The sequence below is a fragment of the Desulfomicrobium apsheronum genome (assembly GCF_900114115.1).
Classification (GTDB): Bacteria; Desulfobacterota; Desulfovibrionia; order Desulfovibrionales; family Desulfomicrobiaceae; genus Desulfomicrobium; species Desulfomicrobium apsheronum.
In genome coordinates this window covers 183,400-197,415 of sequence record NZ_FORX01000005.1, presented here as the reverse complement: position 1 = coordinate 197,415, position 14,016 = coordinate 183,400, and the positions used below count along the sequence as shown (strand labels likewise).

12 protein-coding genes, 1 tRNA gene and 1 riboswitch are annotated in these 14,016 nt (G+C 61.1%); of the genes, 9 read left to right on the top strand and 4 right to left on the bottom strand.

Features of this window, described 5'->3' with window-relative positions; translation table 11 throughout:
• Positions 1-297 precede the first annotated feature (297 nt).
• The 5 genes from BMZ40_RS07595 (at position 298) to BMZ40_RS07575 (ending at position 6,287) form a co-directional block, all read left to right on the top strand.
• Entirely contained in the window at positions 298-696 is a 399-nt protein-coding gene (locus BMZ40_RS07595; protein ID WP_092373687.1) for a PA2779 family protein, read from the top strand.
• Positions 683-1,234 (top strand): cysteine peptidase family C39 domain-containing protein, encoded by a 552-nt coding sequence (locus tag BMZ40_RS07590; RefSeq protein WP_092373685.1) that lies wholly within the window; start codon positions 683-685, stop codon positions 1,232-1,234. Before BMZ40_RS07595 ends, BMZ40_RS07590 begins: the two co-directional genes overlap by 14 nt.
• Positions 1,235-1,237: 3 nt before the next feature.
• Positions 1,238-1,798, top strand: a complete 561-nt coding sequence (locus BMZ40_RS07585; RefSeq protein ID WP_092373683.1) for a tetratricopeptide repeat protein — start codon at positions 1,238-1,240, stop codon at positions 1,796-1,798.
• A gap of 45 nt (positions 1,799-1,843) precedes the next feature.
• Positions 1,844-1,937, top strand: a riboswitch (TPP riboswitch).
• Positions 1,938-2,000: 63 nt separating this feature from the next.
• Positions 2,001-3,290, top strand: a complete 1,290-nt coding sequence (gene thiC, locus BMZ40_RS07580) for a phosphomethylpyrimidine synthase ThiC (RefSeq protein ID WP_092373767.1) — start codon at positions 2,001-2,003, stop codon at positions 3,288-3,290.
• A gap of 225 nt (positions 3,291-3,515) precedes the next feature.
• Positions 3,516-6,287, top strand: a complete 2,772-nt coding sequence (locus BMZ40_RS07575) for a cation-translocating P-type ATPase (RefSeq protein WP_092373681.1) — start codon at positions 3,516-3,518, stop codon at positions 6,285-6,287.
• A gap of 115 nt (positions 6,288-6,402) precedes the next feature.
• Here BMZ40_RS07575 and BMZ40_RS07570 read toward each other — a convergent pair whose 3' ends face one another.
• Positions 6,403-7,092 (bottom strand): hypothetical protein, encoded by a 690-nt coding sequence (locus tag BMZ40_RS07570; protein WP_092373679.1) that lies wholly within the window; start codon positions 7,090-7,092, stop codon positions 6,403-6,405.
• Positions 7,093-7,343: 251 nt separating this feature from the next.
• Here BMZ40_RS07570 and BMZ40_RS07565 point away from each other — a divergent pair, with 251 nt between their 5' ends.
• Both BMZ40_RS07565 and BMZ40_RS07560 read left to right on the top strand, forming a co-directional pair.
• Entirely contained in the window at positions 7,344-8,327 is a 984-nt protein-coding gene (locus BMZ40_RS07565) for a radical SAM protein (protein ID WP_218143749.1), read from the top strand.
• A gap of 154 nt (positions 8,328-8,481) precedes the next feature.
• Positions 8,482-9,126, top strand: coding sequence for a redox-sensing transcriptional repressor Rex (locus BMZ40_RS07560; protein ID WP_092373677.1), 645 nt, complete (start codon positions 8,482-8,484; stop codon positions 9,124-9,126).
• 178 nt (positions 9,127-9,304) lie between these two features.
• Here the strand turns inward: BMZ40_RS07560 and BMZ40_RS07555 are convergent, their stop codons facing one another.
• Positions 9,305-9,964 (bottom strand): TIGR04211 family SH3 domain-containing protein, encoded by a 660-nt coding sequence (locus BMZ40_RS07555; RefSeq protein ID WP_092373675.1) that lies wholly within the window; start codon positions 9,962-9,964, stop codon positions 9,305-9,307.
• 297 nt (positions 9,965-10,261) lie between these two features.
• On the opposite strand from BMZ40_RS07555, the gene BMZ40_RS07550 reads away from it, so the two are divergent.
• Both BMZ40_RS07550 and BMZ40_RS07545 read left to right on the top strand, forming a co-directional pair.
• Positions 10,262-10,337: transfer RNA gene (locus tag BMZ40_RS07550), tRNA-Lys, on the top strand.
• 260 nt (positions 10,338-10,597) lie between these two features.
• The gene (locus tag BMZ40_RS07545; RefSeq protein WP_092373673.1) at positions 10,598-11,932 is read left to right on the top strand and encodes a DEAD/DEAH box helicase; all 1,335 of its coding nucleotides are present in this window, start codon (positions 10,598-10,600) and stop codon (positions 11,930-11,932) included.
• A 109-nt stretch (positions 11,933-12,041) separates the two neighbouring features.
• Here the strand turns inward: BMZ40_RS07545 and BMZ40_RS07540 are convergent, their stop codons facing one another.
• A complete protein-coding gene (locus tag BMZ40_RS07540) occupies positions 12,042-12,944 on the bottom strand; it encodes a flagellar motor protein MotB (protein WP_092373671.1) in 903 nt (300 codons plus the stop codon).
• Between the two features lie 35 nt (positions 12,945-12,979).
• The gene (gene motA / locus BMZ40_RS07535) at positions 12,980-13,831 is read right to left on the bottom strand and encodes a flagellar motor stator protein MotA (RefSeq protein ID WP_092373669.1); all 852 of its coding nucleotides are present in this window, start codon (positions 13,829-13,831) and stop codon (positions 12,980-12,982) included.
• Between the last annotated feature and the right edge of the window lie 185 nt (positions 13,832-14,016).

The following is a 14,016-nucleotide window of genomic DNA, read 5'->3' as shown; positions in this document are numbered from 1 at the left end:
ATGCAGAACCATGGAGCGTATTTTTCGTGGTTGGGATCTTGCGGCCCACTCGTTCGCCAGGAGCGTTCAAGCCGGATGTTGGCCATGGCGTCCTTGTCGTGCGCAGGGGCGTTCACGTTTGAAACCGGTTTGACTATCAAGCCTCAAGCACTGTAGGAAAGGGTTACTTTCCTTCCTGCGTGCTTGGTCCGACAGGTGTCGAATCTGTGTCTGGGCATGCTTGGGTATGCTTGGGCATGCTTGGGCATGCCGGTAGGTCGCGGAGCTTGTGAACATCATTTCATGGAGGCTTGAAGCATGAATCGACAAAAATGGTTTTTCAACACGCGCGTGTGCTGGCCGATTCTGGTCGCTTATCTCTTTATCGCGTTCGTTCCTTCCAACGCCGAGGCCTTTCTGGCGCAAAGCCGCCTGTCTTCTGGCGAGATCGTGTCCGAGCGCGGCGCCGACATCGCTTCCATCCAGAGCGCACTGGAGAACAAGGTCGTGACCCAGCGGCTGGCGGACTACGGCCTGACTCCGGAAGAGGTGGATGCGAAGCTCGGTTCGCTCTCCAACGAGCAGCTGCACCAGCTGGCCGGTCTCTCCGGCGACGTGGGCGGTGGCGTTCTCGGGGCGGTCATCGCGGTCCTGCTGGTCATTTTGCTGGTCGTGCTCATCCTGCACATAAGCGACAAGCGCATTGTCATCAGCTAGGGCGCTTTGCCCGCTGGTCCTGATCCTGGTGTTCTCCTGTGCGGGGTGCTTGCAGCGTCCCGCCTTTCAGCCGGTTCAGGAATCTTTTCCCCGCGCGGTGCGGCTTCAGGTGCCGTTCGTTCCCCAGACCCAGGTCAATGACTGCGGACCGGCGGCCCTGGCCTCGGTGCTGGCTTTTCACGGCAGGCACGTTGCCCTGGATGAAGTGACGCGCCGCGTCTTCACCCCGGGCCTTGAGCGCTCGCTGCTTCCCGACATGGAGAACCATGCCCGTTCGCTGGGTTTCACGACCCGATCCGGGCGCGGCGACCTGGACATGGTCCGCGCCATGATCGACTCTGGAGGGCCGGTCATCCTCATGCTCGACATGGGCACGAAGATGTTCAGCCAGGGGCATTACGTGGTCGTCTATGGATACGATCACGATCCCGGCGGGCTGCTCATGCACGTGGGAACCAGCGGGGACATGTTTCTGCCCAATCGCGACCTGCTCGACCGCTGGGAACGCATGAACCGACTATATCTGTTTCTGGAGTGAACCGTGCGCCTTGCCTGCTGTCTTGTCTTTTGCATTGCCTTTGCCCTGGCCGGCTGCGCCACGCCACGGATAGTCGTGCTCTCCGATCCGCTGGATGCCAGGGAACACAATGATCTCGGAGCCTCCTACGAGACTTCCGGGGAACTTGATCTGGCCCTCATGGCCTACGAAACCGCCGCCGCCAAGGACCGCTCCTGGGATCAGCCGCTCATCAATCTGGGCAACGTGCATGCGGCCCTGGGTGACTGGGCGCAGGCCGCGGCCAGTTACCGACAGGCCCTGAAACGAAATCCTGAAAATCCCGAGGCCATGAACAATCTGGCCTTTGCCCAGACAAATCTGGGGCAGGAGCGGGACGCTCTGAAATGGTCCGCCCAGGCTCTAAAGATCGAGCCCGGTAACGTGCTTTTCAAGAGCACCCGGGCGCTGGTCCTGTCTCGAACTGGCGAGAAAGCCGAGGCATTGAGACTTTTGGACGAGGCCCTGCGGGATTTGCCGGGCGAGAACCCGCTACGCGAAGAAATAATCGCCCTGCGCGACCAGATAGCAGGGGCCGCACCTTGAAAGATCCCGCCGTTGACCTTGGGTTTGGAACCGACTAAGCATCACGACAGAAGTTGGGGGTGGCTCGCATGAGCCTGAGATTATACCCTTTGAACCTGATCTGGATAATTCCAGCGTAGGAAAACGAAAAAACATGGTGACGCTCGTGCGGCCGTTTTCCTTTGCTGGAAAGCGGCTTTTTTCATTTTCAACCGAGGTCAACATGACACAGTCGATTTTTGCCCGAGAGGGAACGATTACCCCTGAAATGCGGGTAGTGGCGGAGAAGGAGAATCTGGATCCTGAAATCATTCGTGATGGCGTGGCACAGGGGCGGATCGTCATCCCAAAGAACGTGGGGCGGAATTTTTCCGTCGAGGGAATCGGCGCGGGCCTGAAAACCAAGGTCAACGCCAACATCGGGACATCCGGAGTGCAGGGTGCGCTGGACATTGAATTGAGCAAACTCGATGTGGCGGTCAGGGCCGGAGCGCACAGCGTCATGGACCTGTCCACGGGCCGCGATCTGATGACCACCCGGCGCGCGATCCTTCATCATTCGCCGGTCATGGTCGGGGCCGTTCCCCTGTATGCGGTGGCCGCCGATCTGGTCGATGCCGGACAATCAATAGAAGCCATGACCGCGTCCTTGCTGCTCGAATCCATCGAGGCGCAGTGCGCGGAAGGGCTTGATTACATCACCGTGCACTGCGGAGTGACCCGCGAGGCCGTGGCAAGGACGCATGCGCAGGACCGGGTGGCCGGGATCGTCAGCCGTGGCGGGGCGCTCCTGGCGGCCTGGATGGAACGCAACAACCGTGAAAATCCGTTGCTGGAGGAATTCGACAGGCTCCTCGACATCGCGTTTCGCTTCGATGTCACTCTGAGCCTGGGTGATGGGCTGCGCCCCGGGGCGGTCAGCGACGCCACGGACTCCGCGCAGATCCAGGAGCTGCTGGTCATCGGGGAGCTGGGCAGACGGGCCAGGGCCAGAGGTGTTCAGGTCATGATCGAGGGGCCGGGACACATGCCCCTGAATCAGATCGCGGGCAACGTCATGTTGCAAAAGCGCATCTGCGACGGCGCGCCCTTTTATGTGCTGGGACCTTTGACCACGGACATCGCGCCCGGATACGACCACATCACCGCCGCCATCGGAGGCGCTGTAGCGGCGGCGGCCGGTGCGGATTTTCTGTGCTATGTGACTCCCGCCGAGCATCTTTGCCTGCCTGACATGGACGATGTGCATCAGGGCGTGATCAGTACGCTCATCGCGGCGCATTCCGGTGATATCGCCAAGGGTGTCCCAGGCGCCATGGACCGGGACCGCGCTTTGTCCGTTTGCCGCAAGGAACTGGACTGGGATGGCATGTTCGCGGCGGCCCTGGACCAGGATCTGCCCAGGCGCCGCTGGGAGGAAAATCGCGCCAGCGAAGGCAAGACCTGCACCATGTGCGGCAAGCTCTGCGCCATGGATGCCCACAATTCCCTGCGTCGGGGATGTTCTTCCTGAATGACGGATCGCAAGATCGGGCCTGTCGCCGTGCTTTGACGAGGCGGCAGGCACGGAAATTCGCGATGCGCCCCGTTCTCCCCAAGGGAAGCCAAGAATCGGGGCGCATTGCCTTGAAAGTTCTCCGGCGTTATCGTGAAGGCGATTTCACACATAGCGCTCTTGCAACCGATTCATCCTCGGCAGACGTGCGGCGGCCGAAGATGTTCCGACAGGAAAGAGAACATGACCGAATTTTCAGGCAACGAACACAGAACCTGGCACGTGCTTCCTGTCTCGGAAGTCCTGGCGGCCCTGGGTTCAAGGGCCGGGGGCCTTGCGGCCGCCCAGGCGCGCCATCGTCTTGGCGCCTGCGGGCCCAACGAGATAAGTGCCTCCGAGGGAGTCAGCCTGTGGCGTCTGCTTCTGGCCCAGTTCAGGAGCCTCATCGTCTGGATTCTCGTGGTTGCCGCCATTGTCTCCGGGATCCTCGGGGAGGCTGTGGACGCGTTCGCCATCCTGGCCATTGTCGTGCTCAACGCGGCCATGGGCTTCTATCAGGAGTATAACGCCGAAAAGTCCATCGCGGCCCTGCGCAGGATGGCCGCGCCCCAGGCCAAGGTGCTGCGCGACGGGCGCGTGACCGCCGTCGCGGCGTCCGAAGTCGTTCCCGGCGATGTGCTCGCCCTGGAAGCCGGCGACCTGGTGGCCGCCGACGCCCGCCTTCTTGCATCAACGGCTTTTTCGTGCGTTGAATCGGCTCTGACCGGGGAGTCCGAGGCTGTGGACAAGGACGCCGGGGCGGCCTGCGCATGCGAGACGCCGCTGGCGGACCGTTTGAACATGGTTTTCATGGGCACGAGCGTGGCCACGGGCACTGCCAGGGCCGTGGTCACGGCCACGGGCATGGGCACGGAACTGGGCCGCATCGCGCAGCTCATCGAGACGGGCGAAGAGGACACGCCGCTGCAGAAGAAGCTCGACGCCTTCGGCCGCGTGCTCATTTGGGCGACCTTGGGCATCGTGGCGCTCTTGTTCCTGCTGGGATACCTGCGCGGCAGCGCGCCTTTCGAGCTTTTTCTGGGCGCCGTCAGCCTGGCCGTCGCGGCCGTGCCCGAGGGCCTGCCCGCCGTGGTCACGGTGGCCCTGGCCCTTGGAGTCTCGCGCATGGCCCGCCGCCGCGCCCTGGTGCGCAGCCCGCCCGCCGTCGAGACTCTGGGTTCGACCACGGTCATCTGCACGGACAAGACCGGCACCCTGACGGCCGGGGAGATGACCGTGCGCGCTTTGTATGTCGCCGGACAGGCTTTCGAGGTCACGGGGGAGGGCTACGCGCCGGATGGCGAGGTGCTGGCGGGCGGGGGCGCCCCGGATGTGCGGCAGCGGGAAGTTTTGCTGGAACTCGCTTCGGTCCTGCTGGGCTGCAACAATGCCCGCCTGGCCGAGAAGGATGGGATGTGGAGCGCGGTGGGCGACCCCACCGAAGCCGCCATGCTGGCGGCCGGGGCCAAGGCCGGCGGCGATCCGGACGGTTTTGACGCCGCCATGCCGCGCGTGCATGAGATCCCTTTCGACTCCGACCGCAAGCTGAGCACCGTTGTCCGCCGCATGCCGGACGGAACCGCCCGCGCCCTGGTCAACGGCGCCCCCGATGTGCTCCTGGAACGCTGCACGCGCATCCTCGCCCCCGAGGGCGTGCGTCCCATGACCGACGGGGACCGCCGCAACATCGCCGCACAAAACGCAGCCATGGCCAGCCAGGCCCTGCGTGTCCTGGGCTCCGCCCGGCGCGACCTGGATGACGCCGTCCTCTCGGCCGCCCTCGCCCGGGAGTGCTCCGGCCCCGCTTCCCATCCATCGGATCCTTCACCCCATGCGCCCAACGCCATCGAGCAGGGCCTGACCTTCATCGGCCTCTGCGGCATGTACGACCCGCCGCGCCCGGAAGCCGGGGAAGCCGTCGCCAGATGCCGGGCCGCAGGTATCCGCGTGGTCATGATCACCGGCGACCATCCGCACACGGCGGCCGCCATCGCCCGTGAACTGGGCATCTCTGCCGAAGGGCAGGCGGTGTCCGGGGCAGAGCTGAATGCCATGAGCGACGAGGAGCTTGCCCGGCGCGTCGCGGGCATCGACGTCTATGCCCGGGTCACGGCCGAGCACAAGCTGCGCGTCATCCGCGCCTGGAAGGAGGGGGGTGCCGTGGTGGCCATGACCGGGGACGGCGTCAACGACGCCCCGGCCGTCAAGGGCGCGGACATCGGCATCGCCATGGGCCGCAGCGGCACCGAGGTCACGCGGCAGGCCTCGGACATGGTCATCACCGACGACAATTTCGCAACCATCGTGGACGCCGTGGAGGAGGGCCGGGGCATCTTCGACAACATCCGCAAAACCCTGCAGTACCTCCTTGCGGGCAACACCGGCGAGCTGCTGCTCATGGCGGTCTGCGTCATCATCGGCCTGCCCGTGCCGTTGCTGCCCATCCACCTGCTGTGGATCAACCTTGTCACCGACGGTCTGCCCGCCCTCTGCCTGGCCACGGACCCCATCGACCCCGAGGTCATGCAGCGCCGCCCCCGCTCTCGGACAGAAGGCATAACGGACGGCAGCTTCCTGGGCGGCATGTTCCTTACGGGAGTCCTGACCGCCTCGGTGGCCTTCGCGGCCTATCTCCTCGCCCTGGACGGGGGCAGCGTGGAAACGGCCCGATCCTGGGCCTTCACGGTCCTTGTCGTGGCCGAGCTCCTGCGCTCCTTCGGCGCCCGCAGCGCGACCAGACCCGTCTGGCGCGCGTCCGTTACCTCCAACATGAATCTGCTGCTGGTCGTGGCCCTGACGCTCGGCGCGCAGGTGCTGAGCCAGCACAACGAGCTGCTGGGGCGTTTCCTCAAGACCGTGCACATTCCAGCGGCCGACGCGGTCCTGCTCTTCGCCTTGGGTGCGATTCCCCTGCTTGTCCTCGAAGGGGTGAAGGTCATGGGCCGGGTGTTTTCAGAAAGGGGTATGAAGTCGTGAGGGGGGGGGGCATGAACACGGGATCGGCCGTTCGCCAGGACCAGGCGAGACCCGCATCGAACGAGGGCCGCCAGGCGGGGCCCGAGCCGAAACGCCTGGCGCCGGACGCGTCCGCCTAGTTCAGGTCGATGACCTGGCTTTGCCCGGAGATGCTGACGTCCTTCTGCGACACGAACCCGTCGCCCACGATCTTTACGGAATATTCGCCGCTGGGCAGGGACGTGTTTTCGAGATCGTGTGGCGATACGTTCTTCATGAGGACCAGCCGGCCGGACGTGCGATTGCGCACGGTCACGCAGACGGGGCGCATGGAGGAGAAGAGGACGCTTGAGACCTCGCCCGAGGTTTTCATTTCGAGGGGGAAACATTGCGGAGGGCCGCTTTTCGGCATGTCGGCGGGTGCGGGGGAATAGGGCGCGGCCACGCGTGGCGTGGTTCTCGACTGCGCCGCCTGGCGCTCGATTTCGGCCGGGTCTGCCCCGACGACTTCGATCTGGATGATCTGCCACCACCGGGAGCGCTTCGGTGCCCTGAATCCGCCCTCGAACGTTTCGCCCTGGCCCGAGAACGTTTTTTTACGGATGGTCACACGGTGCGTTTTCCCTTCATCGTTCTGCACATGGACCACCGCCTGGAAGGGCGCTCTGGCCGGCCCGCCGCTGACCCTCCCGCTGACCCGCACATCAGTGCCTTTCTGCCATGCATGAACATTGGAAAAGGCATGCCCCTTGACCCGCCAGACGCCCTCGGCGTCGGCGGTGGAGCAGAGGAGAAGGAAAAGAAGGCTGAAGCAGACATGTTTCATCGGTTCCGGTCCAGTGGTTGGTTTGTGTGGAGGCGCATTGGCGCATTGGCGGGATGTTTTCGTTCGGGTCAAAGGAAGGTACGGTTTTTTTGGCAGCGTGCAAATCAGGACCGATAGGATTTTCGTTTTTTTCAGGCGAGAAAACACTCAGTGGCAAGACATGTCATGTAATCATAGTCACGAATCCGGTCTTGTCCCAATCCGGGTCGTTCCCCGAAACCGTCCCTTGCTTCAATCCTGCGGAGGCATTCATGAACATGACCGACAACCATGGAAATCCCGAAGATCCGGCCTCGCGGCGTCAGGCTTTTGAGCCGGCCTATCTTGCCCTCCACCGCTCGGGCGAGCTGCGTCGGCGCGCCGGGGCCCTTTGGGCCATGATGGGGGAATGCCGCCTCTGCCCCCGGGAGTGCGGGGCCGACCGCCTGCAGGGGGAGCGCGGGTTTTGCCGCGCTCCGGGCACGCGGCTCGTCATCTCCTCCTACGGCACCCATTTCGGGGAAGAGCGGCCCCTTGTGGGACTGAACGGGTCCGGGACGATCTTCTTTTCCCATTGCAGCCTGCGCTGCTCCTTCTGCCAGAACTGGGAGATCAGCATTTCGGGGGAGGGCATGGAACAGAGCATTGGGGAGTTGGCCGGGCTGATGCTCTGCCTGCAGGACTCGGGGTGCCACAACATCAATCTGGTCACACCCACGCACTACAGCGCCCATATTCTCGGCGCCCTCGACATCGCAGCCGCCCGCGGCCTACGTCTGCCGCTGGTCTACAACACCTGCGGCTGGGAACGGCTTGAAATCCTCGGAATGCTGGACGGGGTTGTGGACATCTACATGCCGGATTTCAAGTATTGGGAAGCGGACATGGCGTCGAAGTATTCGGCAGGTGCGGCAAGTTATCCGGAACTGACGGCCAAGGCCATCCTCGAGATGCAGCGGCAGACAGGCACGGCGCAGTATGCCGGAGGCGGAATCATGCAGCGCGGGCTCATCATCCGGCATCTTGTCTTGCCAAACAATGTCGGCGGATCCGAAATGATCATGGAATGGATCGCTCAAAATCTTCTTGCGGATACATACGTCAACATCATGGCGCAGTACCATCCAGAATATAAGGCTCAGGAGCATCCGGAACTGTCCAGAACAATCACTTCAGGGGAATATGCGGCTGTTGTCGAAAAAGCGAAAAAGCTGGGCCTTGTGAATCTCGATATCCAGGGTCGGCGGCTGCTTTGAGGCGGGAAATCGGTGCGGTGCGGCAATGCCGGAAAAGCGTTTCGAACCGGATGGCCGCAGCCCGTACCGGATGCACTGAATTATTTCTTGACCGCAGTGCATGTGATGGGCGAACTTTCTTCTGTTTCACACCAGCACACGAGGTATCCGCATCATGGCAAACACGAAAAAACGCCCGAGGATCGACAAGAAGAACCTCATCATCCGGCGTATGTCCACATATCTGCGCACATTGGACCATCTTCAGAACAAGGGCGTGAAGGTCATTTCATCCGCAGACCTCGAAAAGATCGACGGCGTGACCCAGAGCCTGGTCCGCCGGGATTTCGCCGAGTTCGGGTCCTTCGGAGTCAGGGGCGTCGGCTACCATGTGCCGGAGCTGCGTGAGCAGATCGCGCGGGTTCTCGGATTTGACCGGCACTGGAAGGTCGCCCTGATCGGAGCCGGAGGCCTGGGTAGCGTGCTCATGCATTCGGCGTCTTTCAAGAAACGCAACCTGGAGGTGGTCCAGATTTTCGACCACGCCGGCGTCAGCGTGGGCACTTCCATCGAGGGCATCCCCGTGCACGACATTGCCAACATCGAGCAGGAGCTGGACGCAAGCCGCATCGACCTGGCCATCATTGCCGTCCCGCCGCCGGAAGTCCAGAGCGTCATCGACCGCCTTTCGCAGCTGGGCGTCCGAGGAGCGCTCTATTTCGCTTCCCGTCCGGTGCGGGTCCCTGAAAACATGGTGGTTCTGAACATGGACATCACTGTGGAGCTCGGGGTGCTGACCTACCAACTGCAGGATTTCTGAGCTCTTGAACCGCCGCATTGTGATGGATGATGGAGGCGGAAGGATGCGGCATTTCGATGCGGTCAGAATGCTTGCGGCCATGTCGCGAGGTTTGATTGCGATGGACCGCAGCATTGCAGTAAGTGCGCTGTGCTTGCACGTTGTTCGAAGGCCGGCGGCACACGCCGCCGGGCATCTTTCAGCCAAACATGCGGCCTGTTTTCTTCCGTTGTAACCGTCCCAGAATCAGGCCCAGGAGCAGGCTCGCGCCGACGACGCCCGCGCCGGTGAGAAACCACCTGAACTGCGTGTCACCGCTCAGGTCCCTGTTCTTCATTTCCAGGGCTTCTGCACGCTGCGCCGTTTGGACCTGTTGGGCGGTGAGTTCATCATGGGCTTTCTTCAAATCCACGTAGGCTTTCGATCCCCGTTCCAGTTCAGCATACCGCTGCTTCAACGTGGCCAGTTCCGTCTCGGCGCGGTTTAGGCGATCCAGCAATGCCTGGTTTTCTCCGGCCGTGGCGGAAGTCTTCTCGGTCATTTCGGTCATTTTGGCGCGCAGGGTTTCATTCTCCTTGGCAAATCGCTCCACCTGGAGGGCGGCCGGAACCGTCCGGGTCAGGTATCGCGCCAGCACCCATCCTTCCGTACCTTCGGCCCGCACAAGGGACCAGTCCTTGTCGTTTCTGAGCACTTCCACGGAAGTGCTGGACGGAAGCATCTTCAGGATCTTGTTGCTGTTGGTCGGTCCGGAGCGCAGCGTTATCTCGAAAACGTCAGTCACGTAGGCGGTCTGCGCGTGCGCCACTCCTGCGACCAAGAGCACTGCCATCATGGCCAGCATCATATATCTTTTCATGTCATCCCCTTAAAGTTCATGGCCGGACAAGACCACCTTCATTGCCATGAAAGGTGGCACAACTATTTGTTCCTGCCAGATCAGGCATGTCGAGTCAAAAGTCACGCGAGTGGCCTCTCGGCCGGGACATCGTGTCCTTTTCTTGCGTGGCGAAGGGAGCCCTGCATGCTGTTTGCCGGGAGGATGCGCAGTCAATTGTGCGTGGCTGCCTCACACGAGGTCATTCTTATTTTTTGAAATGCAATTTTTTGTTTGACAATGTTTGCCCCGCTGTCTAGTAAGCCCTTCTGTTTGCGCGGGCCAATAGCTCAATTGGTAGAGCATCTGACTCTTAATCAGCAGGTTCAAGGTTCGATTCCTTGTTGGCCCACCACCGAAAAATCAGGCTGCATCGTTCGCGATGCAGCCTTTTCGCCTTTTTTAGCCCGCATTATTTCCTTTGCATTCCCCCTCAAAGGGGCTTATGGCTCACCTCTCTCGCGTGAGCAGACTTGAGCCTTGAAGCCTTGCGGACCCTGTCCGGCAACGGCCCGTCATCATCTCGTCTTGGAGATTTTCCATTCTTCCGGCAAGTCCGGCCTTCGATTGTTCATCACGCCAGTCGTTGATTTTCCTCCAACCACAGGACCATTTGTGGATTTTTCCTCTTTTTCTTTTGACCAGCGTTTGAACGTTGGCATCCGTGACTGCGGCTATGTTACTCCCACCCCCATTCAGATTCAGGCCATTCCGTCGGTGCTCGCCGGCAAGGATGTCCTTGGACTGGCCCAGACCGGTACCGGCAAGACCGCTGCCTTTGCCCTGCCCCTGTTGCAGCGCATGATCACGGACGGCATTTCCGTGCGCGGCCCGATTCGGGTGCTTGTGCTGGCCCCAACCCGTGAACTGGCGCTCCAGATTCACGAAACTTTCATTTCCCTCGGCAAGCAGACCGGCATCCGCTCCGCGGCTGTTTTCGGCGGCGTCGGCGAAACTCCGCAGGTCAAGGCCGCCCGTTCGGCCAGCGTCCTGGTGGCGTGCCCCGGACGTCTGCTTGACCTTGTCAACCGCGGCCTGGTGGACTTGTCCCATGTGAACGCCCTGGTCCTCGACGAAGCGGACCGCATGTTCGACATGGGCTTCTTGCCCGACCTGCGTCGCATCATGGCCAAATTGCCGGCCAAGCGTCAGAACCTCCTCTTTTCCGCGACCATGCCGCCTGAAATCCGCAAGATCGCGGATCAGGTTCTCGTTCAGCCTGCCGTGGTGCAGGTCTCCAACACGGCTCCGTCGGAAAAGATCCAGCATGCCCTGTACCCGGTTTCCGCCGGACAGAAGATGGCTCTGCTCGAAGCTTTTCTGGGCAGGACTCCGCATGACTGCGTGCTCATCTTCACCCGCACCAAGCATCGGGCCAAGAGTCTTGCCCGCAAGCTGGAGCAAAAAGGGATGCTTGCGACTTCGTTGCAGGGCAATCTTTCCCAGAACCGCAGACAGGAGGCCCTGGATGGCTTTCGTAGCGGTAAATACAGGATCATGGTCGCCACCGACATCGCGGCTCGCGGCATCGACTGCGTGCGCATTTCCCATGTCGTGAACTTCGATCTGCCGGATACGGCCGAGAGCTACACGCACCGCATCGGACGCACAGGCCGCGCGGACAAGAGTGGGCAGGCCATAACCCTGGTCACGCCGGAAGACTCCGCCCAGATCAATGCCATCGAGCGCATTCTGGGGGGGCGTCTTGAGCGGGTGCGCCTTGACGGGTTTGCCTATTCAAACGGCGGTGACGAAGCTTCCTTTGAAGAGCCCCGTCCAGCCCGTGCTCCTGGCAGAACCCCCGGTCGCAACGCTCCTGTCGGAAGATCCGGACGGCCTGCGCCGCGCAATGCCTCTGATTCGCGCTCACCTGCGGGACGCTCCGGAAGTTCGCGTCGTTCATGCGCTCCGGGACGAAGTGTATTCGGAGTGGCTGCTGCCGCTTCCTGATACCGGAATCCTGGCCTGAGCGGCTGTTTTTACAGATAATAAAACCCCTGCGCGTGTTTGCGAGCAGGGGTTTTTTACGTCGTTGAACGATGACGGCACAAGGCCGGACTTAATTTCTGGAGGGCAGGGTCGGAGCGCCCTGTGGCACCGCAGGTCCGGAGGTTCCGTTCATGAGAGGATTGACGGACAGCTGACCATTTTGTCCTGATGTCGAATTCACGTCCACGGGGCTCCGCGTCGGGTCGTTGAAGAGGAGAATGCTGACCCTGCGGTTGCGGGGATCTTCCGGATTTTCGCGGATCAGTGGCTGCGTGGCGGCATATCCCGCAACCCTGACCATGCGTTTGGGCTCCACCCCGAATTCCTGGAGAATGACACGCGCGGATGATGCGCGGTCCGTGGAAAGCTCCCAGTTGGTGTAGCGGGATTGCGGCCCTCCGAGGGGCACTGCGTCGGTGTGACCTTCGACGGCAATCTGATTGGGCAGATCGCGTACGGTGTCGGCGATGACTTTCAGAACGTTTCGCGCATCTCCTGTCAATTGTGAGCTGGCCGAATCAAAAAAGGGGTTGCCCTCTCCGTAGAGCATCTGGATGCGCACGCCGTTGTCGAAGGTGTCGATGATGAGCTCCTCCTTGTATTCCTTCAGTCGCTCCTCGATCATCTTGGCCATGGCTTCCTTGAGGATTTCCTCCTGGGATTTGCCTTCGGCGAACATGCCCGTCGTTCCTTCCATGATGAGCGGGGTGAGCTGCGGGTCGGAGGCGCTTTGTCCGCCAGCTCCCATGCTCATGGAGGGAGGCAGGCCATCTATGACCGAAAATTCCTTGAAATAGATGGACAATTGCTCTTTCTTCTCTTCGCTCACGTTGTTCAGGAGCCACATCAGCAGGAAGAAGGCCATCATGGCCGTGACAAAGTCGGCGTAGGCGATCTTCCAGGCACCGCCATGATGCCCGCCGTGCCCGCCTTTTTTGACTTTTTTTATGATGATATTTTTTTTATCGGCCATGGCGTTTCATCTTTTCCTGCTCGACCTCGGTCGGGCTATTTCTTGCGAACAGCGTTTTCAAGTTCTTCGAAAGTGGGGCGTGTCGAACTGGGCACCGCGCGACGTGCGGCTTCCAGCGCCAGGGCCGGTGCCCAACCCAGGGCGAAGGACATGATGGCGGTCTTGGCCACGTTCATGAGCGTGTGCTGGTCGCGGGTTTGGTGTTCGATGTTGGCCGCGAACGGAGCGATGTAGCCGTAGGCCAGAAGGATTCCAAGGAATGTTCCAACCAGGGCCGCACCGATGTGCTTGCCAAGGATTTCCGGGGGTTCGTTGATGGCGCCCATGGTGATGACGACGCCGAGCACGCAGGCCACGATGCCGAGTGCCGGCAGGGAGTCGGCGAGTTTGGAGATCGAACCCGAAGCGATGGATTCTTCCTCGTGGTGGGTATCGATGTCGATGTCCATGAGGGTTTCGAATTCATGGGGTTCCATGCCGGCCATGGCGTAGGTCTTGACGTTGTCGCAGATGAAGTCGAGCACGTGATGGTTCTTGATGACAAAGGGATAGGGCGTGAAGATGCTGCTTTCCATGGGCTTGTTGGCATGGCTTTCGAGGGCGATGATGCCCTCGTGCTTGGCCAGGGTCAGCAGATCATAGAGGGCCCGCAAAAGTTGCAGGTATTCGTCCTTTCCCGGGGCCTTGGCCTTGAACACGCTGGTGAAGCCCTTGACGGTGAGCTTGATGACCCTCAGCGGCGAGGAGATGAGAAAGGTTCCGATCGCCGCGCCGACAATGGTGACCACTTCCGCAGGCTGCCACAGAACACTGAAGTTTCCGTGGGCCATGGCGTAGCCGCCGGCGACACAGCCCGTAACAACCAATAAACCTATGATCGCAAACATTGCGTTGTAACCCGCTCCTGACTTTGAAATGAAGTTCGTTATGAATCATGTTGGCGAAATTTCGCCGTGGCAAGAGCCAATACATCTACAGAAAAACAAATGAAACGTCTAATTTCGAATTTCAGGCTTTTGCCTGAACGCATCCGGAAAAGCCTTTGGGATGAACGTATTTTCTGCATTCACGC